Origin of the sequence: Variovorax paradoxus, assembly GCF_030815975.1 — a bacterium.
Taxonomy (GTDB): domain Bacteria; phylum Pseudomonadota; class Gammaproteobacteria; order Burkholderiales; family Burkholderiaceae_C; genus Variovorax; species Variovorax paradoxus_N.
Genome location: NZ_JAUSXL010000002.1, coordinates 219,366 through 244,730 on the forward strand (window position 1 = coordinate 219,366; position 25,365 = coordinate 244,730).

General features: G+C 67.4%; 29 protein-coding genes. 13 read left to right on the top strand and 16 right to left on the bottom strand.

Annotation, left to right across the window (positions count from 1 at the left end):
* Positions 1-5 precede the first annotated feature (5 nt).
* Entirely contained in the window at positions 6-995 is a 990-nt protein-coding gene (locus tag QFZ47_RS04785) for a Bug family tripartite tricarboxylate transporter substrate binding protein (RefSeq protein WP_307654557.1), read from the bottom strand.
* Between the two features lie 20 nt (positions 996-1,015).
* The gene (locus tag QFZ47_RS04790; protein ID WP_307654558.1) at positions 1,016-2,434 is read right to left on the bottom strand and encodes a M20 family metallopeptidase; all 1,419 of its coding nucleotides are present in this window, start codon (positions 2,432-2,434) and stop codon (positions 1,016-1,018) included.
* A 110-nt stretch (positions 2,435-2,544) separates the two neighbouring features.
* On the opposite strand from QFZ47_RS04790, the gene QFZ47_RS04795 reads away from it, so the two are divergent.
* Positions 2,545-3,495 (top strand): LysR family transcriptional regulator, encoded by a 951-nt coding sequence (locus QFZ47_RS04795; RefSeq protein WP_307654559.1) that lies wholly within the window; start codon positions 2,545-2,547, stop codon positions 3,493-3,495.
* Positions 3,496-3,498: 3 nt separating this feature from the next.
* On the opposite strand, the gene QFZ47_RS04800 is transcribed toward QFZ47_RS04795, so the two are convergent.
* Both QFZ47_RS04800 and QFZ47_RS04805 read right to left on the bottom strand, forming a co-directional pair.
* Entirely contained in the window at positions 3,499-4,164 is a 666-nt protein-coding gene (locus QFZ47_RS04800) for a Rossmann-fold NAD(P)-binding domain-containing protein (RefSeq protein WP_307654560.1), read from the bottom strand.
* A 13-nt stretch (positions 4,165-4,177) separates the two neighbouring features.
* Entirely contained in the window at positions 4,178-4,561 is a 384-nt protein-coding gene (locus tag QFZ47_RS04805; protein ID WP_307654561.1) for a thioredoxin family protein, read from the bottom strand.
* 101 nt (positions 4,562-4,662) lie between these two features.
* Between QFZ47_RS04805 and QFZ47_RS04810 the strand changes: the two genes are divergently transcribed.
* Positions 4,663-5,001 (top strand): Mpo1-like protein, encoded by a 339-nt coding sequence (locus QFZ47_RS04810; RefSeq protein WP_307654562.1) that lies wholly within the window; start codon positions 4,663-4,665, stop codon positions 4,999-5,001.
* 6 nt (positions 5,002-5,007) lie between these two features.
* On the opposite strand, the gene QFZ47_RS04815 is transcribed toward QFZ47_RS04810, so the two are convergent.
* Positions 5,008-6,219 carry a YihY family inner membrane protein gene (locus tag QFZ47_RS04815; RefSeq protein ID WP_307654563.1) on the bottom strand — a complete coding sequence of 404 codons (1,212 nt, stop codon included), beginning with the start codon at positions 6,217-6,219 and terminating at the stop codon, positions 5,008-5,010.
* A gap of 65 nt (positions 6,220-6,284) precedes the next feature.
* Here QFZ47_RS04815 and QFZ47_RS04820 point away from each other — a divergent pair, with 65 nt between their 5' ends.
* Entirely contained in the window at positions 6,285-6,692 is a 408-nt protein-coding gene (locus QFZ47_RS04820) for a DUF2069 domain-containing protein (RefSeq protein ID WP_307654564.1), read from the top strand.
* Entirely contained in the window at positions 6,689-8,125 is a 1,437-nt protein-coding gene (locus QFZ47_RS04825) for an FAD-binding oxidoreductase (protein ID WP_307654565.1), read from the top strand. The genes QFZ47_RS04820 and QFZ47_RS04825 overlap by 4 nt, the downstream gene beginning before the upstream one ends.
* On the opposite strand, the gene QFZ47_RS04830 is transcribed toward QFZ47_RS04825, so the two are convergent.
* Genes QFZ47_RS04830 through nthA form a run of 3 tightly spaced genes read right to left on the bottom strand, consistent with a single transcriptional unit; the run spans position 8,122 to position 9,799 of the window.
* On the bottom strand, positions 8,122-8,496 hold the full coding sequence (locus QFZ47_RS04830; protein WP_307654566.1) for a nitrile hydratase accessory protein: 375 nt from the start codon (positions 8,494-8,496) through the stop codon (positions 8,122-8,124). The genes QFZ47_RS04825 and QFZ47_RS04830 overlap by 4 nt on opposite strands.
* On the bottom strand, positions 8,493-9,158 hold the full coding sequence (nthB, locus tag QFZ47_RS04835; RefSeq protein ID WP_307654567.1) for a nitrile hydratase subunit beta: 666 nt from the start codon (positions 9,156-9,158) through the stop codon (positions 8,493-8,495). Before nthB ends, QFZ47_RS04830 begins: the two co-directional genes overlap by 4 nt.
* Positions 9,155-9,799 (bottom strand): nitrile hydratase subunit alpha, encoded by a 645-nt coding sequence (nthA, locus tag QFZ47_RS04840; protein WP_307654568.1) that lies wholly within the window; start codon positions 9,797-9,799, stop codon positions 9,155-9,157. Before nthA ends, nthB begins: the two co-directional genes overlap by 4 nt.
* Before the next feature lie 58 nt (positions 9,800-9,857).
* Between nthA and QFZ47_RS04845 the strand changes: the two genes are divergently transcribed.
* From QFZ47_RS04845 to QFZ47_RS04860, 4 genes are all read left to right on the top strand, one after another.
* Positions 9,858-10,700, top strand: a complete 843-nt coding sequence (locus tag QFZ47_RS04845) for a thymidylate synthase (protein WP_307654569.1) — start codon at positions 9,858-9,860, stop codon at positions 10,698-10,700.
* 4 nt (positions 10,701-10,704) lie between these two features.
* Positions 10,705-11,238, top strand: a complete 534-nt coding sequence (locus QFZ47_RS04850) for a dihydrofolate reductase (protein WP_307654570.1) — start codon at positions 10,705-10,707, stop codon at positions 11,236-11,238.
* Positions 11,235-12,356: a phosphatidate phosphatase App1 family protein gene (locus tag QFZ47_RS04855; protein WP_307654571.1), complete on the top strand. Its 1,122-nt coding sequence runs from the start codon at positions 11,235-11,237 to the stop codon at positions 12,354-12,356. The genes QFZ47_RS04850 and QFZ47_RS04855 overlap by 4 nt, the downstream gene beginning before the upstream one ends.
* Before the next feature lie 161 nt (positions 12,357-12,517).
* On the top strand, positions 12,518-12,757 hold the full coding sequence (locus tag QFZ47_RS04860) for a hypothetical protein (protein ID WP_012746803.1): 240 nt from the start codon (positions 12,518-12,520) through the stop codon (positions 12,755-12,757).
* Between the two features lie 52 nt (positions 12,758-12,809).
* Here the strand turns inward: QFZ47_RS04860 and ligD are convergent, their stop codons facing one another.
* The 7 genes from ligD to QFZ47_RS04895 all read right to left on the bottom strand — a co-directional run bounded on the left by ligD (position 12,810) and on the right by QFZ47_RS04895 (position 21,016).
* The gene (gene ligD, locus QFZ47_RS04865; RefSeq protein ID WP_307654572.1) at positions 12,810-15,362 is read right to left on the bottom strand and encodes a DNA ligase D; all 2,553 of its coding nucleotides are present in this window, start codon (positions 15,360-15,362) and stop codon (positions 12,810-12,812) included.
* Positions 15,341-16,354, bottom strand: coding sequence for a lysylphosphatidylglycerol synthase domain-containing protein (locus QFZ47_RS04870; protein ID WP_307654573.1), 1,014 nt, complete (start codon positions 16,352-16,354; stop codon positions 15,341-15,343). Before QFZ47_RS04870 ends, ligD begins: the two co-directional genes overlap by 22 nt.
* A complete protein-coding gene (locus tag QFZ47_RS04875) occupies positions 16,351-17,829 on the bottom strand; it encodes a hybrid sensor histidine kinase/response regulator (protein ID WP_307654574.1) in 1,479 nt (492 codons plus the stop codon). The genes QFZ47_RS04870 and QFZ47_RS04875 overlap by 4 nt, the downstream gene beginning before the upstream one ends.
* Positions 17,830-17,894: 65 nt before the next feature.
* Positions 17,895-19,400, bottom strand: a complete 1,506-nt coding sequence (locus QFZ47_RS04880) for an ATPase domain-containing protein (protein ID WP_307654575.1) — start codon at positions 19,398-19,400, stop codon at positions 17,895-17,897.
* A gap of 171 nt (positions 19,401-19,571) precedes the next feature.
* The gene (locus tag QFZ47_RS04885) at positions 19,572-19,751 is read right to left on the bottom strand and encodes a hypothetical protein (protein WP_307654576.1); all 180 of its coding nucleotides are present in this window, start codon (positions 19,749-19,751) and stop codon (positions 19,572-19,574) included.
* Positions 19,752-19,830: 79 nt separating this feature from the next.
* Positions 19,831-20,784: a cation diffusion facilitator family transporter gene (locus tag QFZ47_RS04890; RefSeq protein ID WP_307654577.1), complete on the bottom strand. Its 954-nt coding sequence runs from the start codon at positions 20,782-20,784 to the stop codon at positions 19,831-19,833.
* A 52-nt stretch (positions 20,785-20,836) separates the two neighbouring features.
* The gene (locus QFZ47_RS04895) at positions 20,837-21,016 is read right to left on the bottom strand and encodes a DUF3606 domain-containing protein (RefSeq protein ID WP_307654578.1); all 180 of its coding nucleotides are present in this window, start codon (positions 21,014-21,016) and stop codon (positions 20,837-20,839) included.
* 212 nt (positions 21,017-21,228) lie between these two features.
* On the opposite strand from QFZ47_RS04895, the gene QFZ47_RS04900 reads away from it, so the two are divergent.
* The 3 genes from QFZ47_RS04900 (at position 21,229) to QFZ47_RS04910 (ending at position 23,573) form a co-directional block, all read left to right on the top strand.
* Positions 21,229-21,669 carry a PAS domain-containing protein gene (locus tag QFZ47_RS04900; RefSeq protein WP_307654579.1) on the top strand — a complete coding sequence of 147 codons (441 nt, stop codon included), beginning with the start codon at positions 21,229-21,231 and terminating at the stop codon, positions 21,667-21,669.
* Between the two features lies 1 nt (position 21,670).
* Complete coding sequence (locus tag QFZ47_RS04905) at positions 21,671-22,921, top strand: ATP-binding protein (RefSeq protein ID WP_307654580.1); 1,251 nt, start codon at positions 21,671-21,673, stop codon at positions 22,919-22,921.
* 262 nt (positions 22,922-23,183) lie between these two features.
* The gene (locus QFZ47_RS04910; RefSeq protein ID WP_307654581.1) at positions 23,184-23,573 is read left to right on the top strand and encodes a hypothetical protein; all 390 of its coding nucleotides are present in this window, start codon (positions 23,184-23,186) and stop codon (positions 23,571-23,573) included.
* On the opposite strand, the gene QFZ47_RS04915 is transcribed toward QFZ47_RS04910, so the two are convergent.
* Positions 23,557-23,838, bottom strand: a complete 282-nt coding sequence (locus QFZ47_RS04915; RefSeq protein ID WP_307654582.1) for a CoA transferase — start codon at positions 23,836-23,838, stop codon at positions 23,557-23,559. The genes QFZ47_RS04910 and QFZ47_RS04915 overlap by 17 nt on opposite strands.
* 186 nt (positions 23,839-24,024) lie before the next feature.
* On the opposite strand from QFZ47_RS04915, the gene xth reads away from it, so the two are divergent.
* Together xth and QFZ47_RS04925 are read left to right on the top strand one after the other, a co-directional pair.
* Positions 24,025-24,810, top strand: coding sequence for an exodeoxyribonuclease III (gene xth, locus QFZ47_RS04920; RefSeq protein WP_307654583.1), 786 nt, complete (start codon positions 24,025-24,027; stop codon positions 24,808-24,810).
* A gap of 5 nt (positions 24,811-24,815) precedes the next feature.
* Entirely contained in the window at positions 24,816-25,322 is a 507-nt protein-coding gene (locus QFZ47_RS04925; protein WP_307654584.1) for a hypothetical protein, read from the top strand.
* Positions 25,323-25,365: the final 43 nt, after the last annotated feature.

Below are 25,365 nucleotides of genomic sequence, written 5' to 3' on the forward strand. Positions count from 1 at the left end.
GCCTCTTATTCAGCCGCGATGCCCGCGCGATGCGCGAGCGCACGGTAGCGCGAGATCTCGCCCTCCATCTGCGTGCGGAATGCCGCCGCGCCGATGGCCACCGGCTCCATGCCCTGCGCGCGCAGCTGCGCCTGCAGCGCCGGGTTGCCCATCGTGGCTGTGACCGCGCGCGCCAGCTTCTCGACCACCAGGGCCGGCGTGCGCGCCGGCGCGGCAAAGCCGTACCAGGCATCGAAAGTGGCATCGGGCAGCCCCTGCTCGGCCAGGGTGCGCACCTCGGGCAGCATGCTGGAGCGCGCCGCGCCCACGATGCCCAAGGCCCGCAGCTTGCCCGATCGCACATGCGGCGCCACGGCGGCCACGGTGTCGATGCCGATCTCGATCTCGCCGCCGATCACCGCCATCGAGCCCTGGCTGCTGCCCTTGTACGGGATGTCCTGCAGTTGGATGCCCGCGGCCAGCGCGAGCAGTTCGCCCGCGAGGTGCGGCCCCGAGCCGGCGCCGAAGGTGGCGTAGCGGATGCTCTTCGGCTTGGCCTTGGCGGCGGCGATGAGTTCGGGCAGCGAGCGCCACGGCGTGCCGGCGCCCACCACCAGCACCAGCGGCGTGCGCGCGACGATGGCAATGGGCGCCAGGTCGCGCACCGGGTCGTAGGGCAATTTGGCGCGCAGCGCGGGGTTCACGCTGTAGCTGGTGGAACCCGAGAGCAGCAGCGTGTAGCCGTCTGGCGCGGCCTTGGCGACGGCGTCGGTGCCGATGATGGTGGCGGCGCCGGGCTTGTTGTCGATGACCACGGGCTGGCCGAGCCGCTCCGACAGGCCCTGCCCCATGGCTCGAGCGACGATGTCGGTGCCGCCGCCTGGCGGAAAGGGCACGATCAGCTTCACGGGCCTGTCGGGCCAGTTGTCCTGCGCCAGTGCGGGGGCATGGAAGGCGACGAGCGCACAAGCGCAGACCAGCAGGCCACGGAGCCGATGGAAGAGAGCAGTTTTCATGGTTTGTCCAGAAAGAGAAATCAGGCAGCAGCGCGCGTCGTTTTCCCGGCGGCCCACGGCGCAAGCCCCGGCTCGCCCAGATCCCAGTAGAGACCCGCCATGATCTGCAGGCCTTCGCGCGCCAGCGAGGCCAGCAGATGCTCGTTGGGCGCGTGCTGCGCGCAGGCCGGGTACGAATGCGGCACCCACAGCGTGGGCAGGCCCAGCAGGTCGGCGAAGACGTCGTTGGGCAGCGAGCCCGCGAGGTTGGGCAGCAGGTCGACGCGCTGGCCGCTGCTCTGCTCGATGGACTGGCGCGCCCAGCCCACCCAGGGATTCTCGACATCGAGCCGCGTCGCCGCGCCGGTCAGCGTGATCTGCACTTCGACCTGGCCGAAGCCGTGCGCATCGAGATGGGCGCGCACGATGTCCGCCAGCTCCCGCCACGGCGTTCCGACCACGAAGCGCAGCTGGCAATGCGCCACTGCCTCGGACGGAATCGCATTGACGGGCCGCTGCGGCGAGCCGGCACCGAGTGCGAGCACCTCGATGGTGTTCCACGCCACCAGCCGCTCGGCCGGGCTCAGGCCGGGCTCGCCCCAGCCTTGGTCGAGCGCGGGATCGTCGGCGCCGCCGCCGATGGCGATGCCGGCCAGCGCCTCGCGCACGCCCTGCGGAATTTCAGGCGGCCGCAAGGCCTCGACCAGGATGCGCCCGCGCGCGTCCACCAGCGAGGCCACGGCATGGCTCAGCACGGTGGCCGCATTGGCGAGCACGCCGCCCCAGTTGCCCGAGTGGTAGCCGCGCGCCCGGGCACGCAGCCGCAGGCTGAAGTTGACGGCGCCGCGCGAGCCCAGGAACAGCGTGGGACGCTCGGCGCTCACGCGCGGTCCGTCGCTGGCGATGAACAGGTCGGCGCGCAGCCGCTCGCGCCGCTGCTCGCACACCGCGTGCAGGCCCGGCGATGCGGCCTCCTCGCCGGTCTCGATGAGCCAGGTGATGTTGTAGCCCAGGCGCCCGCCCCGTGCGCGCAGCGCGGCGGCCAGCCCGCCGAGCGCAATGGTGTGCTGGCCCTTGTTGTCGGCCGTGCCGCGCCCGTACCAGCGGTCGCCGCGCACGGTGAGCGTCCACGGCCCGAGGCCTTCGTCCCAGTGCGCGTCCTGCCCGCTCACCACATCGCCGTGGCCATAGCTCAGCACGGTGGGCAATGCAAGGTCTTCGATGCGGCGCGCGATCAGGAAGGGCCCGCCGCCGGCCACGGGGTTCTCGACGATCTCGCATTCGAAACCCAGCGCAGCCAGTGGCGGCACCAGCTCGTCGCGCAGGTAGGCGCCGAGTGCGGGCGTGGCGGCACCAGTGTCGCTCTCGGTGCGAAAGGCGACGCGCCGCTGCAGGTCGGTAAAGAAGCCGCCGCCGTCGAAGTAGGCGGCGGCAGCGGCAAGGCTCTCGGTACGTTGCATGAAGGAATTCCTGTTTGCGTGGGATGCAGCAAGTACAAGGCCTGAAGGGCAATGCTTCCAGCACCGATTTCGCAAGCTACTATTGCCTTCAAGGCAACGCTTCCATCGCCATGACACCACCGCTCCTCAGCATTCCGATGCGCCATTTCCTCGAAGTGGCGCGCAGCGGCTCGGTCAGCCAGGCCGCGGCGCGGCTGTTCGTGGCCCCCTCGGCGGTCAGCCGCCAGATCGCCAAGCTCGAGGACAGCCTGGGCACGCCCCTGTTCGAGCGCCACGCCAGGGGCATGGCGCTCACCGCGGCGGGCGAGCGGCTCGCGGCGCACCTGCGCAATGCGCAGCTCGACATCGAGCAGGTCATCGAGCAGGTCCGCGACCTCGGTGGCCGCAGCGCGCACCGCATCCGCATGGCCTGCACCGAAGGCTTTGCCGCGCACTTCATGCCGCAGGTCATGCGCAGCTTCGAATCGGCCCATCCGGGCACGCAGCTCGAACTCCACGTGGGCTCGCCCGACGGCGTGAGCGCGCTGCTCGCGCGCGGCGAGGCGGACATCGCACTCAAATACGTGGTGGCGCCGGAGCTCGGCCTGAAGATCGAGCACTCGACCAATGCGCCGGTGTTCGCGGTGCTGCGCCCCGACCATCCGCTGGCGCGGCAGCGCGTGGTGTCGGTGGCGGATGCCGTGCGCTATCCGCTGGCCGTGGGCGACAAGGGCGTGACCGCGCGGCAGCTGTTCGACCAGGCGTGCAGCCTGCAGGGCCTGCAGTACCGCGCGATCTTCGTCAGCAACTTTTCATCGGTGCTGCTGCCGCTCTTGCGCACGCCGGACGTGATGCTGTCGGGGCACCTCACGGTGACGCACCTCATCGACGCGGGCACCGTGGTGGCGCGCCCGTTCGCCGAGGCGCCGCTGCAGCAGCGGCAATTGCAGGTGCTGGCGCTCGAAGGCCGCACGCTCACGCCGCTGGCGCAGGAGTTCGTGCGGCACCTGGTGCATGCCATTGCCAGCGCGGGGCGGCGCAAGCTGGGGCGCGCACGTTCCAGTGCGCCCGCAACTACGTGAGCTTCAGCGTCCCAACGCGTTGATGTCCGCCGGGTCGAGCAGCACCTTCGGCGCGCCGTGCCGCGCCACGGCCAGCATGGCGCGGCCCACCTTTTCGGTGGTCGTCACCTTGTCGGGCCAGAGCCGATAGGCCAGCCCGAGCACCGGCTTGAGCACCATGATCGCGGCCTGGTAGAGCGGCGTCTTCGAACGCACGCCATGCAGCGGCTGGATCATGCCGGGGCGGAACATGTAGGCGGCCTTGAACGGCAGCCTGAGCAAGGCGTTTTCGGTCGCGCCCTTCACGCGCGCCCACATGCGGCTGCCGCGCTCGCTGCTGTCGGTGCCCGCACCCGTCACGTAGGTGAAGGTCATGCCGGGGTTGAGCCGCGCGAGCACGGTGGCGGCGGCCATCGTGAGGTCGTAGGTGATGCGCTTGTAGTCGGCCTCTTGCATGCCGACCGACGACACGCCGAGGCAGAAGAAGCAGGCATCGAAGCCCTGCAACTGCGGCTCGAAGCCGCTGTAGTCATACATGTCCTCGATCACCACATCCTGCGGCTTCGGGTGCTGCTGCCCGCTGGCTCTGCGGCCGACCGCGACCACGCGCGCCACGTCGGGCGCGAGCAGGCATTCGCGCAGCACGCCCTGCCCCACCATGCCGGTGGCGCCGAAGATCAGGATGTTCATGGGTGGGGCGCGGTCAGACCGCGAAGTCGGCGGGACGCTTCTCGAGCACCGCCAGCAGCAGGTCGACGTCGAGACTGGAAGGCTGCGGTGCCTGCAGCGCGCCGAGCATGCGCGAGAGCGTCTCGGCGTGCGGCAGCAGCGGGCCCAGGAAACGGGTGCCGTCGGCGCCGGCGATCAGCAGTGTCGGAAAGGTCTCCACGTCGAAGGCGTCGGCGATCTCGGCGTGGTCCTCGATGTCGACCCAGGCGAAGCGGAGCTGCGGATGCGCCCGCGCCACCTGCTCGAACAATGGCCGGTAGTCGCGGCAGGTGCCGCACCATTCGGCGCACAGGCACACGACCCACGGCGCATCGCTGGCCGGCTCGGCGGAAACGGGGGCGGCAGGAAGGGCGCTCAAGGCTGATGCGGTGAAGGTGTGAATACGAAGCCGGTGTCGTGCGGCCGGGAGGTCGTGGCTATTATGGACAAAGCGCCCCCGGCGTTCAGGAGACCCGCACGATGAACACCACGACTGCCCCGGAATCTGCTGTCGATCCGCGACGTTTCAAGAGTTTCGCGGAGTTCTACCCCTTCTACCTGAGCGAGCACGCCAACCGCACCTGCCGGCGCCTGCACTTCGCGGGCTCGACGATTTCGCTGCTGTGCCTGGTGGCGCTGGTCGTCACGCTCAATCCGCTCTGGCTGCTGGCCGGGCTGCTCGCGGGCTATGGCTTTGCCTGGGTCGGGCACTTCGGCTTCGAGAAGAACAAGCCGGCCTCCTTCAAGCGCCCGCTCTACAGCTTCATGGGCGACTGGGCGATGTACCGCGACATCTGGCTGGGCAAGGTCAAGATCTGACGGCTATCAAATCAGGAGCACGTCGCCCAGGCGCAGCGTGTACAGCGGGCCTTTGCGCCACAGGTCTTCGAGCGGCTCGGCGCGCGGCATCAGCAGCTCCCTCAGCAGCGGTTCGATGGGCGTGGACGGATCGGCCAGCAGCACGTAGCGCGGATCTTCGTTCGCGGTTTCCTCGGCGAGCGGGGCGATCCAGTCCAGCGCCACCAGCGTTTCGAGCACCGGCACCACCTGCAGCGCATCGACCCGCATGCGCGTGACGAGTTCGGTGGCACCCATGCCCTTGGCCGGCGTGGCGCGCGCCCGCGCCAGGTGCTGCAGCACCTCCATGGCCAGCTGCAGCGGCCAACCGGACCGCCCGCCGCGGCGCGCAACGCCGGTCAGCAGGCTCGGCAGATAGGCGGCGATGACCGCGCCCAGCAGCACGATCACCCAGGCCACGTAGATCCACACCAGCAGGATCGGCACCGTGGCGAAGGCACCGTAGAGCACCGAATAGGTCGGCACCAGGCTCAGGTAGTAGCCCAGCACACGCTTGGCGATCTCGATGGCAGCCGCCACGAAGACGCCGCCGGCCCAGGCATGCGACCAGCGCACGTTGGTGTTGGGCACGTAGTGGTAGAGCGAGGCCATGCCGGCCGCGAGCAGCACGAATTCGAAGGTGTCGAAAAACAGCTTGAGAATGCTTCCGCCCACCACGTCGCGCGATGCGGCGAAAACATACGAGGTGGTCGAGAGGCTCACCGCCAGGATCAGAGGGCCGAGCGTGATGGCGGCCCAGTAGATCAGCACGCGCTGCGCAAAGGGCCGGGGCGAGCGCACGCGCCAGATGTTGTTGAGCGTCTTGTCGATGGTGAGGATCAGCGCAATGGCGGTGATCAGCAGCACCACCAGGCCCGCGATGCCCAGGCCGCCCGCCTTGCTCGAGAACTGGTTCAGGTAGCCCAGCACCTGGCGCGCGATGTTGTCGGGAATCAGGCTCTCGATGAGCCAGCGCTGCAGCCGCCCCTGCAGCTTGGCGAACATCGGAAACACGGTAAAAAGCGCCAGCGCCACCGTGAAGAACGGCACCATCGCAATGGTGGTGGTGAAGGTGAGGCTGCTGGCCGTGAGGCCGAGCCGGTCTTCGCGGAAACGCTCGCCCAGCACCGCCGCGGTGTTGCCCCACGGAAAGCGCGAAAGATCCCTCCAGAGCTGCCGACGATTCATGGCCGGTATCATAAGAACCTGAACCCTCCCCCAAGTCTTCGCGCACTTCGTGTCGCAGGTTCCGCGGTGCTCCGCCCATGAAAACCATCACACCGCCAGCCTCTTCTTCCGTTCGCGCCACCCGCTGGCTTGCCGTGGGCAGCCTCGTCGGGCTGATCGTGCTGGGCCTGGCCTGGGAGCTGTGGCTCGCGCCGCTGCGGCCCGGCGGCTCGCTGCTGGCGCTCAAGGTGCTGCCGCTGGTCATTCCGCTCGCGGGGCTCTGGAAGAACCGCATGTACACCTACCGCTGGGTCAGCCTGATGATCTGGCTCTATTTCACCGAGGGCGTGGTGCGCGCCTGGAGCGACATCAACGGCGTGGGGCAGGTGCTCGCGCTCGTCGAGGTGCTGCTGTGCCTCATGCTCTTCGCGGCCTGCGCCTGGCATGTGAGGCTGCGCCTGCGCAACGCCAAGGCCGCCCGCCAACTGGAGGTTTCCACCCCATGACGACTTCTGCTTCTTCCGCTTCGCTGATCGATCAACTGCGCGCCATTGTCGGCGCCCCGCACGTGCTGAACGAGGGCGACCTCACCGCCTACGAGCAGGACTGGCGCAAGCGCGCGCGCGGCAAGTCGCTGGCAGTGGTGCGGCCCGCCAATGCGCAGCAGGTGGCCGACGTGGTCAAGGCCTGCGCCGCGGCCGGCACGGCCATCGTGCCGCAGGGCGGCAACACCGGCCTGGCCGTGGGCTCCATTCCCGACGAGAGCGGCACGCAGGTGGTGCTGAGCCTGCAGCGGCTGAACGCCATCCGCACCATCGACGCGGCCAACCTCACGATGACGGTGGAAGCCGGCTGCATCCTGCAGACCCTGCAGGAGGCGGCCGAGAAGCAGGGCTTCCTGTTCCCGCTGAGCCTCGCGGCCGAGGGCAGCTGCACCATCGGCGGCAATCTTGCGACCAATGCCGGCGGCACGCAGGTGGTTCGCTACGGCAACACGCGCGACCTGTGCCTGGGCCTCGAAGTGGTCACGCCGCAGGGCGAGATCTGGGAAGGCACCAGCGGCCTGCGCAAGGACAACACCGGCTACGACCTGCGCGACCTGATGATCGGCAGCGAAGGCACGCTGGGCATCATCACCGCGGCCACGATGAAGCTCTACCCGCTGCCCGCCGCGCAGCTCACGGCCTGGGCCGCGGTGCCCTCGCTCGACCACGCGGTGACGCTGCTGGGCCTGGCGCACAAGCAGCTGGGCTCGGGCCTCACGGGCTTCGAGGTGATGGGCCGGTTTGCGCTGAGCCTGGTCGACAAGCACATGCCCCAACTGCGCGTGCCGTTCATCGGGGATGCCGCAGTTCCGTACTGCGTTTTGCTCGAGAACTCCGACAGCGAATCCGAAGACCATGCGCGCGCGCGCTTCGAGGCGCTGCTCGAAACCGCTTTCGAAGACGGCTGCGTGACCGATGCGGTGGTGGCAGAGAACCTCGCGCAGGCGCACCAGCTCTGGCACATCCGCGAGAGCATTCCGCTCGCGCAGGCCGAAGAAGGCCTGAACATCAAGCACGACATCTCGATTCCCGTGTCGCGCATTCCGGCCTTCGTGGAAGAAACCGATGCGCTGCTGGCGCGCGAGATTGCCGGCGTGCGGCTGGTGAACTTCGGCCACCTGGGCGACGGCAACCTGCACTACAACGTGCAGGCGCCGGAGAACATCGACACCAAGGCCTTCCTGAAGAACGAGGAAGAGCGCATCAACACGCTGGTGTACGACGCGGTCGAGAAGTTCGGCGGCTCGTTCTCGGCCGAGCATGGCGTGGGCTCGCTCAAGGTCGACAAGCTCGAGAAGCACAAGTCGCCGGTGGCGCTGGAGATGATGCGGGCGATCAAGCGCGGACTCGATCCGAAGAACACGCTCAACCCCGGACGTGTGATCCGCGTCTAGCCGGGAAAGTCCTCGCCGCGCAACTCGATCGGCTGGCCGTGCGGCGTGCGGTCGGCCGCATGGTCCCAGGCGCGGCGGTAGCGCGCGAGTTCATCGTCGGAACTGGCACCCTTGCGCGCGACCAGACTTTCGAGCGCGGCGAGCCAGTGGCGATAGTAGGTGCTGCCGGTGTCGGGGTCGCCCGCGGCCTGCGCGGCCGCGATCTGCGCCGCGAGCGCTTCGGCCCATTCAACCCAAGTGAACAGGCTGCGCTCGTGCAGCGCCAGCGTCATCGCGAAGGCCTGGGCTTCCCACGGCGCGTTGAACACCGGCCCGTCGGCATCGCGCGGCATGCCGGGGGCGAGCGCGAGCGGTGGCATGCCGCTCTTCATGCGGCGGGCTCCAGGTAGCTTTCCCAGGCGTCGACCGACACCGCGAGGTTCTGGCGCGGCGCGCCTTCGCCCCAGAGCTCGGCCTCGTCGAAGACCACGGTGTAGAGCCACTGCGGCTGCTCGCCCTGGCCCTGCGCGTTCGCATCGGCGAACACATGCGCGCCGTGGACATGCTCGATCACGCCGCGCTTGCCCTGCACGTAGCCCGGGAGCCGCGTGTGGTGGTCGGCCTTGCCGGGGCGCATGCGCACCGGCTCGCCGACGGCAAAGCGCGCCGGCCCCGGCTCGGGGCGTTCGGTGGGCGAGCCCTTGGCCAGCACGGACTGAACGTTGGCGGCCTGCAGCACACGAGCGACCGGTGCCGCGGGATGGCGCATTTCGCCGGATGCGAGTTCGTCCGGAAAAACCTGGCCGCGCTGCAGCATCAGCTGCTCCAGCGCGCCGAGCCAGATCTGGTAGTAGCTCAGGTTTCCGTAGTCCGGCAGTGTCTCGCGCACGGCGCGGCTCGCATCGATGTTCCAGGAGCCGGTCGCGCCCATGGCGAGCGTGAGCGCCAGCGCGCGCGGCTCCCACGCGGCGTGGAACAGCTCGCCCTCGGGCTCGGGCGTGACCGGTCCGAAACCGGGCTGGCCGCCGAGGTCGGCATGGGTGACATAGCTCATGCGGCACTCCCTGGCGTTGCGGGAGCTTCCACCCGCCGCGTGCCGATCATCGAATCGCGCGTGACCAGTGCGGCAAGCTCTTCTTCGCTCATGCCTTCGGTGCCTTCCGGGCGCTGCGGTATGACGAGGTAGCGCACCTCGGCGGTCGAATCCCAGACCCGGATGCGCGTCGATTCGGGCAGCACCGTGCCGAAATCGGCCAGCACGCCGCGCGGGTCCTTCACGGCCCGCGAGCGGTACGGCGCGCTCTTGTACCAGGTGGGCGGCAGGCCGAGCACCGGCCAGGGATAGCAGCTGCAGAGCGTGCAGACGACCATGTGGTGCTGCTCCGCGGTGTTCTCCACCGCCACCATGTGCTCGCCCTGCCGGCCGGTGTAGCCCAGCGAGGCAATGGCCGCCGTGGCATCCCTCAGCAGCCAGTCGTGGAATTCTTGATCGACCCAGGCCCTGGCCACCACGCGCGCGCCGTTGCGCGGGCCGATGCGGGTCTGGTAGGTGTCGATCAGCGCGTCGAGTGCAGCCGGATCGATGTAGCCCTTCCGGGTGAGCACGCTTTCGAGCGCCCGCACGCGCAGGTCCATCTCGCCGGGCTCGCTGTGTTCGTGGCCGCCATGCCCATGGTCGTGGTGCTGTTCGCTCATGCCTGCGATGCTACGCGCTGGCACTTAAAATTCGAACACCCGCTCCGCCAGCCCTACCATGACCTCCACCTCCACCCGCCCCGTCCGCTCCCAGTACGAAGACTTCATGCGCCACGTGGACACCCATGGCGTCCACAAGAGCGACCGCACCGGCACCGGCACCAAGAGCGTGTTCGGCCACCAGATGCGCTTCGACCTGAACGAAGGCTTTCCGCTGGTGACCACCAAGAAGGTGCACCTGCGGTCCATCATCCAGGAACTGCTGTGGTTTTTGACCGGCTCCAGCAACAACAACTGGCTCAAGGAGCGCGGCGTCACCATCTGGGACGAGTGGGCGCGCGAAGACGGCGACCTGGGCCCGGTGTACGGCGTGCAATGGCGCAGCTGGCCCACGCCGGACGGCGGCCACATCGACCAGATCTCCGAAGTCATCAAGACGCTGAAGACCAACCCCGATTCGCGCCGCATCATCGTGAGCGCATGGAACGTGGCCGAGCTCTCGAAGATGGCGCTCATGCCCTGCCACGCCTTCTTCCAGTTCTACGTGGCGCCGCCGCAGGCGCCGGGCGGGCGCGGCAGGCTGAGCTGCCAGCTCTACCAGCGCAGCGCCGACATCTTTCTGGGCGTGCCCTTCAACATCGCGAGCTACGCGCTGCTCACGCACATGATGGCGCAGCAGTGCGAACTCGACGTGGGCGACTTCATCTGGACCGGCGGCGACTGCCACATCTACAGCAACCACGCCGAGCAGGTGGCGCTGCAGCTGAGCCGCGCGCCCTACCCGTACCCCACGCTCCACATCAAGCGCAAGCCGGCCTCGATCTTCGACTACCAGTACGAAGACTTCGAGGTGCTCGACTACAGGCACCACGACCCCATCAAGGCGCCCGTGGCGGTATAAGCCCATGTCCGACCTCGCCACGACACCGCGCATCCACCTGATCTTCGCGCGCGCCGCCAACGGCGTGATCGGTGCCAATGGCTTCATGCCCTGGCACCTGCCTGAAGACCTGGCGCACTTCAAGCAGCAGACCGGCGGCGCGCCGGTCGTCATGGGCCGCAAGACCTGGGACTCGCTGCCGCCGCGTTTCCGGCCGCTGCCCGGCCGCTGGAACATCGTCGTGACGCGGCAGGACGATTGGAAGGCCGAAGGCGCGCAGCGTGCGGGCAGCCTGCAGGAGGCGCTCTCGCTGTGCGAGGATTCGCAAGTGCCCGATGTCTGGATCATCGGTGGCGCGCAGATCTATGCCGAGGCCGAGCCGCTGGCACAGCAGGCCGTCGTCACCGAGATCGCGCGCGACTACGAAGGCGACGCGCATGCGCCGGAACTCAGCCCTTCCGAATGGCGAGAAACAAAGCGCGAATCGCATGTCTCGGCGAAGGAAGGCCTGCACTACAGCTTCGTGACCTACGAACGCGTCGCTGCGCCGAAGGCATGAACGCAGGCGAGCCGCACGCCATCGCCCCGCCGCTGCGGCGCCGCTCCCTGGTGGTCGGCGCCGCATTGCTTTGCGGGCTTGCACCCGTGCAGGCGTTGCGCGCGGCCGAGCGGCTCGATCCCGACGAGGAAGCGCTCTTCATTCCCGGCACCGCGCGTCCCACCGGCGATGGCCGGCTCGAGGTCGACATCCATGCCTGGGTCTTCGAATCCGAGCGCCGCTGGGGCCTGAATGCCGCGTTCGCGCGCTACCTGGGCCTGAACCTGAAGAAGCTCTCGCCCGCGGCGCGGCTGCGCTTCAACCAGCGCACCGCGCTGTTCCATGCCGAGTCGGAAGAAGGCAAGGTGTTCGAGCTCGACTTCGAAGGCAGTGCCGCGCGCGTGGCCACGCCGCCTTCGGGCGACGACGGCCGCATGAACATGCGCATCGTCATCGATGCCCCCCGCACGCCGCCTTCCGGCGAGTGGCTGAAGTTCCATGCCGTGACCGGACCCGGCGAACTGCTGCATCGCTTCAGGGGCGAGGCATTGATCGTCCCCGCGCAGGGCCTGTCGATCATTTCGGACATCGACGACACCATCAAGCGCACGCAGGTGCGCGACCGGCGCGAGATGCTGCTGAACACGTTTGCACGGCGCTTCGAAGCGGCACCCGGCATGGCGGCGTACTACCGCGCGCTGGCAAAGGCACCGGACACGCGCTTCCACTATCTCTCGGCCAGCCCGATGCAGCTGTACCCCGCGCTCGCCGACTTCCTTCGCGATGCGGACTTTCCCATGGGCAGCATGCACCTGCGCGAGAGCACGACCTGGCGCACGCTCATTCCCGGCGAGCAGGATTCGCGCACGCACAAGCTCGGCGTGATCGAGCGCCTGCTGGCCGACTTTCCGCAGCGCCGGTTCATGCTGGTGGGCGATTCGGGCGAAAGCGATCCCGAGATCTACGGGCAGGTCGTTCGCGCCCATCCCGGCCGCATCGACAGCGTCGCGATATGCGACGTGACCGGCGAGGACAGCCGCGCCGAGCGCTATGCGGCTGCCTTCGAAGGCGTGGCCCCTGCCCTCTGGCAGATTCTTTCCTCCGAACGGGCCCCGGCACCGATCCAGTTGGCAAGGTGAGCACCCGCCGCCGAAACACTATCGGCACCTTCGTTTCCGGCGTTGGCGACAAAAGAACACTTAGGTACACATCGGAAAGTCGCGTGCATCGCAGGGATTAGGCAGAACTGTGATTTTTTCCGCAGAATGCTCGCTCCACCATCCAGACAAGGAGAGGGCCCATGTCCATGGAGTTTCTTCGAGTCATCGCCGAGCAGAAGTTGCCATACGTCGTCCACACGCCAGCCGACATCGACAGGCTGCGCGTGCTGCGTGCGGCCGAACTGGTGACCGCTTTCATTCCGCCGTCCAGCCACGCGCCGGACGACCGGGCGATACGCCATCTCGCCCAGGTGGAATCGATCACCGCCAAAGGCAAGCTGGCGCTGAACAAGGCCACCTCGGCCTTCATCGAACTCTGAGCTTCGAAGCAGCAGATGCGCCGGCGAGCCCCGCGATCCGCGTGGAGTGCAGCTAGCGCTTGCGCGTGCGCGTCCCGGCTTCGAACCCCAGCAGCTTCATCGCGGCACCCGGACTTTTCGCGGCCTTCGCATACCCGGCCCACGGATCGTTGCCGCGGTCGAGCCGGGCATGGATGTTTCGCAGGGTCCATTGCGCGCCGCTCGTGAGCGCTGGAACCTCCTGCCATTCCACCGGCACCGACACACCCATTCCGGGCCGCGCCCGCGCCGACCAGGCGCAGATGGTGGTCGCGCCGAAGCCGTTGCGCAGGTAGTCGATGAAGATACGGCCCACGCGGTTGCCCGGCCCGCTCTTGGCGACGAACATCTGCGGCAGGGTCCGCGCCATGTGCCGCACGATGGCCTGCGAGAAATCCTTGATGGTGTCCCAGTCGTACTGCCGCTTGAGCGGCACCACCACGTGCAGCCCCTTGCCGCCGCTGGTCTTGCAGAACGACGGCAGGCCCAGCTCGTCGAGCACCACGCGCATCAGCTGTGCCGCCTGCAGCACCATGGGCCAGCCGACGCCCTCCCCCGGGTCGAGGTCGAAGGTCATGCGGTCGGGCTTGCCGATGAGCGTCTTCACGGCGTTCCAGGTATGGAACTCGATGACGTTCATCTGCGCCGCGCTCAGGAGCCCGAGCGGGCCCGCCACCTCGATCAGCTCGGGGTGCTCCGGCCACAGCGCCGCATCGAGCTGCCGCACGCCGGCCATCTGGCCCAGCTCGAGATGCTTCTGGAAGAAGAGCTGACCCTTGATGCCCTGCGGCGCACGCACGAACGACACGGGCCGGCCCTTGAGGTGCGCCATCATCAGCGGCGCGACCAGGCCGTAGAAGCGCACCACCTCCACCTTGGTGATGCCCGTCGACGGATCGACCACGCGGTCGGCATGCGAGACCTTGAAGTTGGCGGGCATGGTGGCGGCGGGTTCGGGCTCGGGTTCGCGGTCGGCGCCCGTCTGGTGCACCGGCTTCTCGCGGACGATGGCCTTGGCCGGCTTGTCGGAGCGCACGGCGTGGAACACCGGGTGCCGCACATGGCCGTCCTTCGTCCATTCGGAAAAAGTGACTTCAGCCAGCAGCACCGGCTTGACCCAGTGCGCGCGGCGGTCGTTCTCGGTCGGGTTCTTGAACGGCCGCTTGTCGATGCCGAGCGGCGTCAGCCTGTCGAGCATGTCGGCGAGCGTTCGGCCGTTGAAGCCCGCGCCCACCGCACCCGCGTAGACAAGGTCGCCCTTGTCGTCGTGCACGCCGATCAGCAGGGCGCCGATGCCCACCCGCGAGCCCTTGGGATCGGTGTAGCCGCCGATGACGAACTCCTGCCGCTGCGAGCATTTGAGCTTGATCCAGTCGGGCGAACGGCGCGATGCATAGGTGCTGTTCTTTCGCTTTCCGATCACGCCTTCGAGCCCGATCTTGCAGGCCGAGGCGACGATGTCCTCGGGCGGCGCATCGAAGATTTCGCTGAAGCGGATTTCGGGCGGCGCCTTGGCAAGCAGCGCCTGCAGCAGCGCGCGGCGCTCCACCAGCGGCACGCCGGTGAGATCGAAGCCGCCGTAGTACGGCAGGTCGAACAGGAAGTAGATGATGCTGCGCGTCTTGTCGCTGTCGAAGGCGTTCTGCAAGGCCTGGAAGTCCGTACCGCCGGACTCGTTGAGCACCACGATCTCGCCGTCGAGCCAGCCGGGCTTCAGCTTCATGCGCTCGATCGCGCGCACCAGGTGCGGCATGCGGCCGCTCCAGTCGTGCCCGTTGCGCGTAAGGAGCTGCACGCCGCCTTTTGCATCGACGCGCGCGAGCAGGCGGTAGCCGTCGAACTTGATCTCGTAGAACCAGTTGCCGGGGTCGGGCGGCGGGCCGTCGACCAGCGTGGCCAACAGTGGAGAAAGCTTGGCGGGCATGGCCGCCTTCACCGCGTCGGCGGGCATGCCGCTCGCGGATGCCTTGCCGCGCTTTCTTGCCGGCGCGGGCGCCGCCGCAGCGGGCGCCGCGACAGCCGCAGCGGGCATCGGCATCGCTGCCACGCTGTCCGGGAACTGGTCGACCACGCTGAACTCGGCGGCCGGACGGGCGTACTCGTCGTGCTCCTTGATCAAGAGCCACGCGTCCTGCTTGTCATTGGCCTTGCCGTGCATGCGCACCAGCGCCCACTTGCCGCGCAGCTTGTAGCCGTGCAATTCGAACTTGAGGCGCCCCGCCTTGTAGCCCTTGCGCGGATCGCCGATGGGCGTCCAGCTGCCCTTGTCCCAGATGATCACCTTGCCCGCGCCGTATTGCCTGGGCGGTATCTCGCCCTCGAACTGGTTGTAGGAGATCGGGTGGTCCTCCACATGCACGGCCATGCGCTTGTCGTGCGTGTCGTAGCTGGGGCCCTTGGGCACCGCCCAGCTCTTCATCGCGCCGTCGAGCTCGATGCGGAAGTCGTAGTGCAGCCGGGTCGCCCAGTGCTTCTGCACCACGAACTGCAGCACGCCTGGCGCCGACGCGCCGCCCTCCTGCGGCTCGGGTGTGACGCCGAAGTTGCGCTTCTCCTTGTAGCGCTTCAGGGGATTTGCGCGCGCCATGGTGTGTCGGCCTCCGTGTCCAGCGGGTGGCTTGCCGCGTAGCGTTCGAGCAGCAGGTAGAGCACGAGGCCGCCGCACAGCGGCAGCAGGTAGTAGAGCGCGCGGTAGGCCAGCACGGCCCCCATCAGCGCGCCCTGGCGCACGGTGCCCGAGAGCAGCGCCAGGTAGACGGCTTCGAGCACGCCGAGCCCGGCCGGAATCGGCGTGATCACGCCGACGATGGATGCAGCCAGCAGAACGCTCAGCGTGGTGGCATACGGCACCTGCCGGCCCAGCAGCAGGTACATGGCGCAGCCCATCAATGCCCAGTTGGCGGTGGAAAGCGTGAGCTGGACGATCGCAAGCTGCGCCGAGGGGAGCCTCAGCCGCCGCCCCCTTATCTGCCACTGCCGCCCGCGCGAAAAGGCGCAGGCCACCACGTACGCCGCCGCGAGAAGAATCATCAGCACGCCAAGCGCACGCAATGCGTCCGCCCCGATGCTCGCCTGGCGCGGCGGCGTGATGATGCCGGCCGCGAACAGGCCGCCAGCCAGCAGCCCATAGCCGAGCCAGTTGGTGGCCAGGCTCACGCCGACGATCTGCGCCACTGTGGCTTCATCGAGGCCGGCGCGTGCATAGAGCCGGGCACGCATCGCAATGCCGCCGACCAGCGAACCCAGGTTGAGGTTGAAGGCATAGCTCGTCACGGCAATGGCCCAGGTGCGCCAGCGCGGCACCCGATGCCGCATGTGCCGCCGGCCGATGAGGTCGAAGCATCCATAGAGGGCATGGCTCGCCGTTGCAACTCCCCATACCCCCAGCAGCAGCATCGCCGGATAGCGCTGGAGCGCATCCCAGGCGCTCGCCCAGTCGACCTTGTGCGCGTGCGACAGCAGCAGGCCCAGCAGCGCAAGCCCCAACAGCGGCAGCAGCCATTGGCGGCAGCGGCGCCAGGGCGACGGCCTGCCGGCCGGATGCTCCGCCGCCGAAAGCGTGGTCGCATCGTGGTTCATGGCGGCCCCAGGATCGAGATCAGCGCCGGCAGGTCGAGCGGCTTGAGCAGATGGTGGTCGAACCCCGCCATCGCAATGCGCTCCTTGTCGCCGTGCTGGCCCCAGCCGGTCAGTGCGACGAGGATCAATCCGGCAAGCGCGGGATTGGCGCGCAGCCTGGTCGCGAGCTCGCAGCCGTCCATGCCCGGCATGCCGATGTCCAGGATCGCGAGCCCGGGCGCCGGACCCTCGGCCGCCATGCGCAGCGCGGCATCTCCGCTGTAGGCCACGCGCGTCGAGGCGCCCATCGAGCGCAGCAGCTCGCCCAGCGCATCGGCCGCATCCCGGTTGTCGTCGACGATCAGCACCGTGCCCGGCAAGGACGCCGGCCAGCCGCGTTCGGACGGCGCCAGCGACGGCGGCATGCCGGCCTCGGCGCGGCTGAGCGGCAGGCGCACGCAGAACATCGCGCCATGGCCGAGGCCCGCACTGCTCGCCTCGACGCTGCCGCCATGGAGTTCGACCAGGCTCTTCACCAGCGTCAGCCCGATGCCCAGGCCGCCCTGCGCCGCCTTCGACGTGCCGCTCACCTGCACGAACATCTCGAAGATCGACTTGAGCATTCCGGGCGCAATGCCGGTGCCGTTGTCCCAGACCTCGACCACGGCGTCACCGCCTTCTTCGCGCAGCACGATCCGGATTTTTCCGCCGGGTGCGGTGTACTTTGCGGCGTTGTTGAGCAGGTTGGAAAACACCTGCGTCAGGCGAACGCCATCGCCGCGCACGACGAGCGGCTTGCCGCACAGTTCGGTGCTCAGCGCGTGCCTGGCGCCTTCGAGCAGCGGCCGGCTCAGTTCGATGGCGCCCTCGATCACCGCTTCGAGCGCGACCGCCTCCATGCGCAGCTCGATCTTGCCGCGCGTGATGCGCGAGACCTCCATCAGGTCGTTCACGAGCCGCACCATGTGGTCGATCTGCCGACCCATGAGCTCGTAGTAGCGCCGGGCTTCCGCGGGCTCGTGCGGCTTTCGCATCAGGAGCGTGAGCGCGGTGCTCATCGGGGCGAGCGGGTTGCGCAATTCGTGCGCCAGCGTTGCGAGGAACTCTGTCTTGCGCTGATCCGATTCGCGCAGCCCGTCGAGCAGCTCGCGCAGCTGGTACTGGCGGTTGCGCGCCCTCAGCGCCGTGCGGACCGTGCTGATCAGCGAGGCCACCCGCATCGGCCGCTCGATCACGGTGACGTTCGCGAGCCGGTCCATGGCCTTGACGATGACGGGCGAGTCCGCGCCCTGGCGGGCAAGCATGAGCACCGGCAGATCGGACCACGGAGCCTGCGAGCCCAGCGCTTCGGCCAGGGCAGCCGCGGCCGGATCGGCCAGCACTTCTTCCGCCAGCATGATGGCGCCAGCGCCTTCCTGCAGCCCCCGCACGAGCTCGCACAGGCTGTCGCAGGTGTGGGTCGCAATCTGTGCGCGGGCCAGTACGGCGCTTGCCATGAGGGCGTCCCTGGAGGTTGCGGTCCGCAACAGGATGCGCTGCTCGACAGATGCGGCGGGCGGGCTCACGATGCGTGCTGCGCGCCGTCGGTGGGGATGGGAATGCCCGTCAGGATGCCCCTGAAATGACGCAGCGGCTCGCCGACCACGAGGCCCTTGGCGGTCATCGAGAAATCGCGGATGGTCCGCTCGTGCGCGCCGCCGCGCTTCTTCAGCACCGAGATCGCCTGGCGCACTTCGCCCTCGAGTTCGAAGTAGCGAAGCAGCACCACGGCGTCCGCCAGGTAGCTCGCATCCACGGGCGTCTTCATCTGCATGCCGATGAGGCCGTGCTGCGCGCCCACCAGCAGCGTGGCGACGCCGGCCTGCCCCAGGTAGGAAAGCAGCTCGTGCAGCTGCACGATCAGAAAGCGCTCGTCGGGCATGGCGTTGAGGTAGCCGTTGAGGCTGTCGATCACCACCACCGCCGCACCGCACTCCACCACCGCCAGCCGGATCAGATGCACGAACTCGCCCGGAGACAGCTCGGCGGGATCGACCTGCCGCACCTTGATGCGGCCGGATTCGATGTACGGCCCGAGGTCCATGCCCATGCTCTCGCAGCGGGTGCGCAGCGTGTGAATGCTCTCGTCGAAGATGAAGAGGGCCGCGCACTCGCCGCGCTGCGCCGCGGCCAGCGCGAACTGCACGGCCACCGTCGACTTGCCGGTGCCCGGCGCGCCGACGAACAGCGTGCTCGTGCCTCGCTCGAGGCCGCCGCCCAGCAGGGCATCGAGCGAATCCAGGCCACTGGGAATGCGCACCTGCGTCAGCGCCGGCGCCGAAGGATGCTCGGACGCGACCAGCCGCGGGAAGACGCGCAAGCCGCCGCGCTCGATCCGGTAGTCGTGGTAGCCGCCGCGGAATTGCTGGCCCCGGTATTTGCTGACCACGAGCCGGCGCCGCGCGGCGCCGTAGTCGGAGCTGATCTGCTCCAGCCGGAGCACCGCATGGGCAATGCTCTGCACCTGGAGGTCGTGCTTCATGGCGGTCATGTCGTCCAGCAGCAGCACCGTGCATTGGCGGCCGGCAAAGAACTGCTTGAGCGCCAGGATCTGCCGCCTGTAGCGCAGCGAGCTGCCGGCCAGAAGGCGCAGCTCGGACAGCGAATCGAACACCACGCGCGACGGCTTGAGCACATCGACATCCGACAGGATCCTCAAGGTGGTCTCGCTGAGCTCGACCTCGGACGGATGGAACATCGTGTACTGCTCGTCGGGCTCGAGCGCGGCTTCCGACGGAAGCATCTCGCGCACCTCGATGCCGCTCAGGTCCCAGCCATGGGAACGCGCCACGCCCCCGAGCTCCTGCGCTGTCTCGGACAGCGTGACATACAGCACCGACTCGCCGCGCTTGGCGCCTTCGATCAGGAATTGAAGCGCGATGGTGGTCTTGCCGGCACCGGGCGTGCCTTCGACCAGGTAGAGACGATTGGACGTGAGCCCGCCGCCAAGAACATCGTCGAGGCCGGGAACACCGACTTTCATCAGGCCGTCCTGCGTGGACGACACGGCCGTGCCGTCGAGTTTCATTTCTTCCTCCATCGATGGACAGACAGTCCTTTTGGCCCTGTTCTGTTCGCGATCTGCCAGGAGGATTTTTATCAAGGGGTGCAGGTCCCGGGTTGTAGGGCATCGTCCTTCTTCGAGAGAAGACAACGCCACTGCCCCGCAGCGCCGGGCGCGGGCAGCAGCGGGAACGGCTCAGGACTTGTCGGGCGTCTTGCGTTCGGCATCGCCAGGGTCCTCGAGCTTCTTGTTGTCGACCTTCTTCATCAGCTCCTCGCCCTCGGTGTCCTTGCCGTCGGTGGGCACGGATTCTTCCTGGGTGATCTCCGGTTCGTCGTGAGAGCGCTCGCGGCGCTTCGGCGATGGCGTGTTCATGGCTGGCAACCTCCTGAATGAGCCCCGACAGTGGAGTGCCTGCGGCACGGGAGCGCTCAGGCAATGGCGGCAGCGATCGTCAGCCAAGGCCGACGATCCCGCCGGCCCGCGCGGAGGCAGCTTCTTCCACGGGCGCCTCGCTCGCCTCGATGAAAAGCCGCCTGATCATCGGATAGCGCCCACGCACCTGCTGCTCGATCGCGGCAATGGCGTCGGCCGCGTCGCCGGTGGCCGTGCCTTCCTTGAAATTCAGGTCGACCACCACCAGGACCTCGTCAGGGCCGATGTACATCGACAGCACGTGGCCGACGTCCTGCACGCTCGGCTGCTCCATGGCCAGGCTGCGGATGGCTCGCGCGGTCTCCGGGCGGATGCCCTCGCCGATCAGCAGCCCGCGGGCCTGGCTGATCAGCAGCACCGCCACGCCGGCCAGCAGCAGCCCGATCACCACCGAGGCGGCGCCGTCGAGCGTCGGCATACCGAGGCGGTGGCTGAAGTAGATGCCCAGCGCCGCCACGGCCAGTCCGACCAGCGCCGCCGAATCTTCGGCAAGCACGGTGTAGGTGGTCGGATCCTTGCTTTGCCCGAGCGCCCGCCAGAACCCGGCGCCGCGCGATTGAGCGCGGAACTGCCGCAGCGCAATCAGGAAGCTGGTGCCTTCGAACAATGCGGCCAGCCCCAGCACCACATAGTTCCAGGCCGGATCGCGCATCGGCTCCGGCTTGCGCATGTGCTGGACGCCTTCGTAGAACGACACGCCGCCGCCCAGGCCGAAGATGAGCACCGCGACGATCAGGCTCCAGAAGTACAGCTCCTTGCCGTGGCCGAAGGGATGCTCGGGTGTTGCGGGCCGCTGGCTCAGCCGGATGCCCACCAGAAGCAACACGCCGTTGAAAGTATCGACCGCCGAATGGATGCCTTCCGACAGCATGGCCGAACTGCCGGTGATGCCGGCCACGGCGAACTTGGTCGCCGCAATGGCCACATTGGCCGCGATCGCGCCGTAGATTGCGAGCTTCGATTCGGCAGCCATCGATCAAGGTGCGGCCGCAGGCCAGCCGCTGCGCGCCTTTCGGCTCCGGCCTTCAGGGAAGGCCAAGGTAGGTCCGCAGATCGTCCTTGATGGTGCCCGCGGACGCGACGGCCATCCGCAGCCGGGCCTCGCTGACGCCGAACCACTTCGTCCAGTAGTCGACCTCTTTCAGGTCGGTGATGTCGATTCGCTCGTCGTCCTGTGGAACGCGGATCTCCATGTCGTCCGGCATCGCGGGATCTCCAGGTGGGTTGGAGCCGAAAGTTTCACCGCTGAAGGGGACCGCCCTGACAGCCGGACGCCATGGTTGATGCAGGACAATTTCTACAGGTATCCCGTACCATCGCCACGCGCCTTCATGGCTGTGCCTCGGCCGACGGCGCCATCGGGCGGCTTCCACCCGGGTGTTCCGATGTCGACAACCCATGAGCGAAGAGCGACTCCATGACCATGCGAACCCAACCAACCTCCATCGCAGGCTCATCCCTCTCGGAGGAAGCGGCGCCGCTCGTCGAGCAGTTGCCCGTCGGCCTTTTTCGCAAGGACGCGGCCGGGCGCTTCATCTTCGTCAACCCCCGGTTCTGTCAAATCAAGGGCATGCCTGCAGACCGCATCCTGGGCCGAACCGCCGACGAGATCGCGTCTGGCGCGGCACAGGATCTCCATTCGATGTGGCGGCCGGAACTCGCGGCGCAGGAATGCCTTCAGCACGCGCTGATCATGCAGACCGGGCAGCAAGCCGAGCGCGAAGAAGCTTTTTCCGGTAGCGGCGACCAGCCGCAGTGCTTGCAGTTCATCGAATCCGCGGTGCGGGAGCCGGGCGGGACGATTGTCGGCACCCAGGGGGTCCTGTTTCGACCTCACCCGCAGCCGCCAGGCGAATGAAATGCTCGTCAACGAGCGCGAACTCCTGCGGGCGCTGCTGGACAACTCTCCGGATCACATCTATTTCAAGGACCTCCAGTCTCGCTTCATCAAGAGCAGTACGGCCCAGGCCCTCGAGTTCGGAATGGCCACTCCCGAAGGACTCGTGGGCAAATCGGACTTCGACGTTTTTTCCGAAGAACACGCCCGCCCGGCGTTCGAGGACGAGCAGGAGATCATCCGCACGGGCTTGCCGATGATCGGCAAGGTGGAGAGGGAAACCTGGATAGATGGGCGCCCCGATTCCTGGGCCTTGACCACGAAGATGCCGCTGCGCAATCGTGCAGGCCAGATCATCGGAACCTTCGGCATCACCAAGAACATCTCCGACCTGAAAGAAGCCGAACGCCAGATCGCCGAGGTGCACAAGCAGTTGATCGAAGCCTCGCACCTGGCTGGCATGGCCAGGATCGCGACCAATGTGCTGCACAACGTCGGCAATGTGCTCAACAGCGTGAACGTGTCTGCTGCACTGATTCTCTCGGGCATTCGCGCTTCAAAGGTCCAGGGGCTCGCGCGGGCGGTCCAGCTGATCGAGGATCATGCAGACGACCTTGGTGCGTTTCTGGCATCGGACGCCAAAGGCAAGATGCTGCCCGGCTACCTGCGCCAATTGGCCCGCGCGCTGGAAGCGGAGCAGCACGATGCCATCGAGGAGTTGGTGGCGCTGAGCAAGAAGGTGGAGCACATCAAGGAGATCATCGCCGCGCAGCAGGCCCATGCCGGCGCGTCCAGGTTGCTGGAAATGGCGCAGGTCGGCGCACTGGTGGAAGATGCGTTGCGCATCAATGCAGAGGCGCTGGCACAGCGCCACATGGTGGTGGAGAAAGAGATTGCGCCCATTCCGCAGTTGCCGCTGGACAAGGGTCGCATACTGCAGATATTGGTGAATCTGATCGCCAATGCCGAGCAGGCCATGGAGGGCGTGGCCCATCGCGATCCGAGACTCGAACTGCGGGTGGATATGGCGCCGGGCCAACGGCTGCGCATCCGCGTCGCGGACAACGGGACGGGCATCGAGACGCAGGCCCTGACCCAGATTTTCGCGCACGGGTTCACCACAAAGAAAACCGGGCATGGCTTCGGGCTGCACAGCGCAGTGGTTGCCGCGCATGAAATGGGCGGAACGCTCACCGCCCACAGCGACGGACCGGGCACCGGAGCGACCTTCACGCTCGAACTCCCGATCGAAACGAGCGGCGAGATCCGGTGAGGCCGCAGGCCTGCCATCTGGCCCAGGCTGAACAGCCATCGGCCGCGCAGGTCTCCAGGTGCCTATCCAGGAAAGCCAGCCACCACGCCAACCCCTACGCATTCAGACCTGTGCTTTTGTGAGACGAAAAAAGCGCGGCCAACACCTAGCATGAAGGTGTCGGTTCGATGGCATGCCAGATTCGAGCCGACGCCGGGGCCCGCGGGGCGAGACCTTGGCAGCCCTCTTGTCTCTCGCCCCCAATCCCTACAGGAGTCTTCTCATGCCTTCTCTTTCTCAACCCTCGCTTCGCGTCACGCTGATTTCCGGTACTTCACAGGCCAAGGTCGATGCGACCGTCCGCGTCAACCTGGACAACTTCGAAGAAAACCTCGTCAAGAACCTGGGCCTCAAGTTCAAGCTGGGCTGCCGGGTCTGGGGCGAGGACAGCGGCTTCAATGGCGCTGATGATTCGCTCTTTTCCATCTCATCGAAGACCGTCACGGCCGACGGGGTCTACACCTTCAACCGGATCGTCAGCCGCGACAGCCTCGACGAAGACTGGGTCGGCAATGACGAGGTCTATGCGCGCTTCAGCTGTCAATCGACCACGCCTGGCTTTCCGCTCGCGGCCTCGCCCGTGAGGAGCGCGGCAATCAGCGGCGACTTCTGACGCATGCCGGCTGCGACAAATATCCTGCCGGCGTGCCGGCGGTGGCCTGCAGCCGGACCGAGAGCCCGATACCGCCATAGCCGTCGCGCTGAACCATCATCTCGCGATGCTTCGTGTGAGGTTGGGCAAACCCCTCCGAGACCGAGTTGACCGGCCCTGCAGGGACACCGGCGCGCATGAGCGCTCCGCAGAGTTCTCCGCAGGGCCGATTCCCGATGGCGCGCTCGATCTCCTGCCGGTGTGGACGGCGTCCGTCCTCGCTCATCGTCGGCAACCATGCATGAAAGTTAGAGGGCGGTGCCGATCGCGCGCACGTCAAGCGTAACGCGTGTTCTCAAGTGCTTTTGCTAAGCTGCAGAGGGCCCACCTAGGGATACCCAGCGGGGCACAGAACGAAAACCCCATCAGTTATCAGTAAAAATGCCTTTAAAACCAACAGCTTAGCGTTTTCATGAAAATAGCCACTTGGAACGTCAACTCCCTCACCGCCCGCCTGCAGCATGTGCTCGACTGGCTCATTGCCAATCCCGTCGACGTGCTGTGCCTGCAGGAACTCAAGATGAGCGAGGACAAGTTCCCGCTCGATGTGCTCAAGTCGGCCGGCTACGAGGCTGCCGTGTTCGGCCAGAAAACCTACAACGGCGTCGCCATACTGAGCCTTGCGCCGATGCGCGACGTGGCAAGGAACATCGGCGGCTTCACCGATGACCAGTCCCGCGTGATTGCGGCCACGGTGGAGACGCCGGCGGGTCCGCTGCGCATCGTGAACGGCTACTTCGTCAACGGCCAGGCGCCGGGCACCGACAAGTTCGAATACAAGATGGGCTGGCTGCGCGCCCTGCGCGAATGGCTGCGTGCGGAAATGGCCGCTCATCCGAACCTGGTGCTTCTCGGCGATTTCAACATCACACCGGAAGACCGCGACAGCTTCGATCCCGTGGGCCTGGCGGAAACCATCCATCACACGACCGAAGAGCGCGAGCATTTCAAGGCGCTGCTCCAGCTGGGCCTGGTCGACAGCTTCCGCCTCTTCGAGCAGCCGGAGAAAAGCTATTCGTGGTGGGACTACCGGATGCTGGGCTACCAGAAGAACCGCGGCCTGCGCATCGACCACATCCTGGTGAGCGAGCCGCTGGTGCCGCGCGCCAAGGGCTGCATCATCGACCGCGTACCACGCAAGTGGGAAAAGCCAAGCGACCACGCACCGGTGGTGCTCGACCTCGACCAGGGAATTTGATGACCATGACCATCCGCACCCTCACGACCATCGCAGCGGCGCTCGCGCTCGCCGCCTGTTCCGCATTCAAGCCCGCGGACAAACCCGGCGACGGCAAGCCGGCCAGTTCCGCCACCGACGAGGTGCCAAGCGCGAGGACCGATGTGCCGACCGTGCGGCTGATCACCGCGCAGACGCCCGCCGTGCGGGCCTATCGCAAGACGGGCGCGCGCCAGATCTACAAGGCCTACCCACAGCGCATCTACAAGGGAAAGATTCCTCCGCTGGTCTATGCGGTGGTGGTGGTCGAAACCGACCTCGATGCCGAAGGCAACGTCAGGAACGTCACGTTCAGCCGCGTGCCGAGCCATGCGCCCGAGGTGCCGGGAAAGATTGCGGAACTCATCAAGGCGGCGTCGCCGCTGCCCAGCCCGGGAGGCCTGGGCGGCCACACCTACGTCGACACATGGCTCTGGGACAAGAGCGGCAACTTCCAGCTCGACTCGCTGACGCTGGGGCAGCGCAGCCGATAACTGAGGCTCGCCCCCAGTCTTCGCGCACTTCGTGTCGCTGCGC

Bases quoted from the DNA above. Each gene is read 5' to 3' on its own strand.
- QFZ47_RS04785 (WP_307654557.1), bottom strand. From the start codon at position 995: ATGAAAACTGCTCTCTTCCATCGGCTCCGTGGCCTGCTGGTCTGCGCT.
- QFZ47_RS04790 (WP_307654558.1), bottom strand. From the start codon at position 2,434: ATGCAACGTACCGAGAGCCTTGCCGCTGCCGCCGCCTACTTCGACGGC.
- QFZ47_RS04795 (WP_307654559.1), top strand. From the start codon at position 2,545: ATGACACCACCGCTCCTCAGCATTCCGATGCGCCATTTCCTCGAAGTG.
- QFZ47_RS04800 (WP_307654560.1), bottom strand. From the start codon at position 4,164: ATGAACATCCTGATCTTCGGCGCCACCGGCATGGTGGGGCAGGGCGTG.
- QFZ47_RS04810 (WP_307654562.1), top strand. From the start codon at position 4,663: ATGAACACCACGACTGCCCCGGAATCTGCTGTCGATCCGCGACGTTTC.
- QFZ47_RS04815 (WP_307654563.1), bottom strand. From the start codon at position 6,219: ATGATACCGGCCATGAATCGTCGGCAGCTCTGGAGGGATCTTTCGCGC.
- QFZ47_RS04820 (WP_307654564.1), top strand. From the start codon at position 6,285: ATGAAAACCATCACACCGCCAGCCTCTTCTTCCGTTCGCGCCACCCGC.
- QFZ47_RS04825 (WP_307654565.1), top strand. From the start codon at position 6,689: ATGACGACTTCTGCTTCTTCCGCTTCGCTGATCGATCAACTGCGCGCC.
- QFZ47_RS04830 (WP_307654566.1), bottom strand. From the start codon at position 8,496: ATGAAGAGCGGCATGCCACCGCTCGCGCTCGCCCCCGGCATGCCGCGC.
- nthB (WP_307654567.1), bottom strand. From the start codon at position 9,158: ATGAGCTATGTCACCCATGCCGACCTCGGCGGCCAGCCCGGTTTCGGA.
- nthA (WP_307654568.1), bottom strand. From the start codon at position 9,799: ATGAGCGAACAGCACCACGACCATGGGCATGGCGGCCACGAACACAGC.
- QFZ47_RS04845 (WP_307654569.1), top strand. From the start codon at position 9,858: ATGACCTCCACCTCCACCCGCCCCGTCCGCTCCCAGTACGAAGACTTC.
- QFZ47_RS04850 (WP_307654570.1), top strand. From the start codon at position 10,705: ATGTCCGACCTCGCCACGACACCGCGCATCCACCTGATCTTCGCGCGC.
- QFZ47_RS04855 (WP_307654571.1), top strand. From the start codon at position 11,235: ATGAACGCAGGCGAGCCGCACGCCATCGCCCCGCCGCTGCGGCGCCGC.
- QFZ47_RS04860 (WP_012746803.1), top strand. From the start codon at position 12,518: ATGTCCATGGAGTTTCTTCGAGTCATCGCCGAGCAGAAGTTGCCATAC.
- ligD (WP_307654572.1), bottom strand. From the start codon at position 15,362: ATGGCGCGCGCAAATCCCCTGAAGCGCTACAAGGAGAAGCGCAACTTC.
- QFZ47_RS04870 (WP_307654573.1), bottom strand. From the start codon at position 16,354: ATGAACCACGATGCGACCACGCTTTCGGCGGCGGAGCATCCGGCCGGC.
- QFZ47_RS04875 (WP_307654574.1), bottom strand. From the start codon at position 17,829: ATGGCAAGCGCCGTACTGGCCCGCGCACAGATTGCGACCCACACCTGC.
- QFZ47_RS04880 (WP_307654575.1), bottom strand. From the start codon at position 19,400: ATGAAACTCGACGGCACGGCCGTGTCGTCCACGCAGGACGGCCTGATG.
- QFZ47_RS04885 (WP_307654576.1), bottom strand. From the start codon at position 19,751: ATGAACACGCCATCGCCGAAGCGCCGCGAGCGCTCTCACGACGAACCG.
- QFZ47_RS04890 (WP_307654577.1), bottom strand. From the start codon at position 20,784: ATGGCTGCCGAATCGAAGCTCGCAATCTACGGCGCGATCGCGGCCAAT.
- QFZ47_RS04895 (WP_307654578.1), bottom strand. From the start codon at position 21,016: ATGCCGGACGACATGGAGATCCGCGTTCCACAGGACGACGAGCGAATC.
- QFZ47_RS04900 (WP_307654579.1), top strand. From the start codon at position 21,229: ATGACCATGCGAACCCAACCAACCTCCATCGCAGGCTCATCCCTCTCG.
- QFZ47_RS04905 (WP_307654580.1), top strand. From the start codon at position 21,671: ATGCTCGTCAACGAGCGCGAACTCCTGCGGGCGCTGCTGGACAACTCT.
- QFZ47_RS04910 (WP_307654581.1), top strand. From the start codon at position 23,184: ATGCCTTCTCTTTCTCAACCCTCGCTTCGCGTCACGCTGATTTCCGGT.
- QFZ47_RS04915 (WP_307654582.1), bottom strand. From the start codon at position 23,838: ATGAGCGAGGACGGACGCCGTCCACACCGGCAGGAGATCGAGCGCGCC.
- xth (WP_307654583.1), top strand. From the start codon at position 24,025: ATGAAAATAGCCACTTGGAACGTCAACTCCCTCACCGCCCGCCTGCAG.
- QFZ47_RS04925 (WP_307654584.1), top strand. From the start codon at position 24,816: ATGACCATCCGCACCCTCACGACCATCGCAGCGGCGCTCGCGCTCGCC.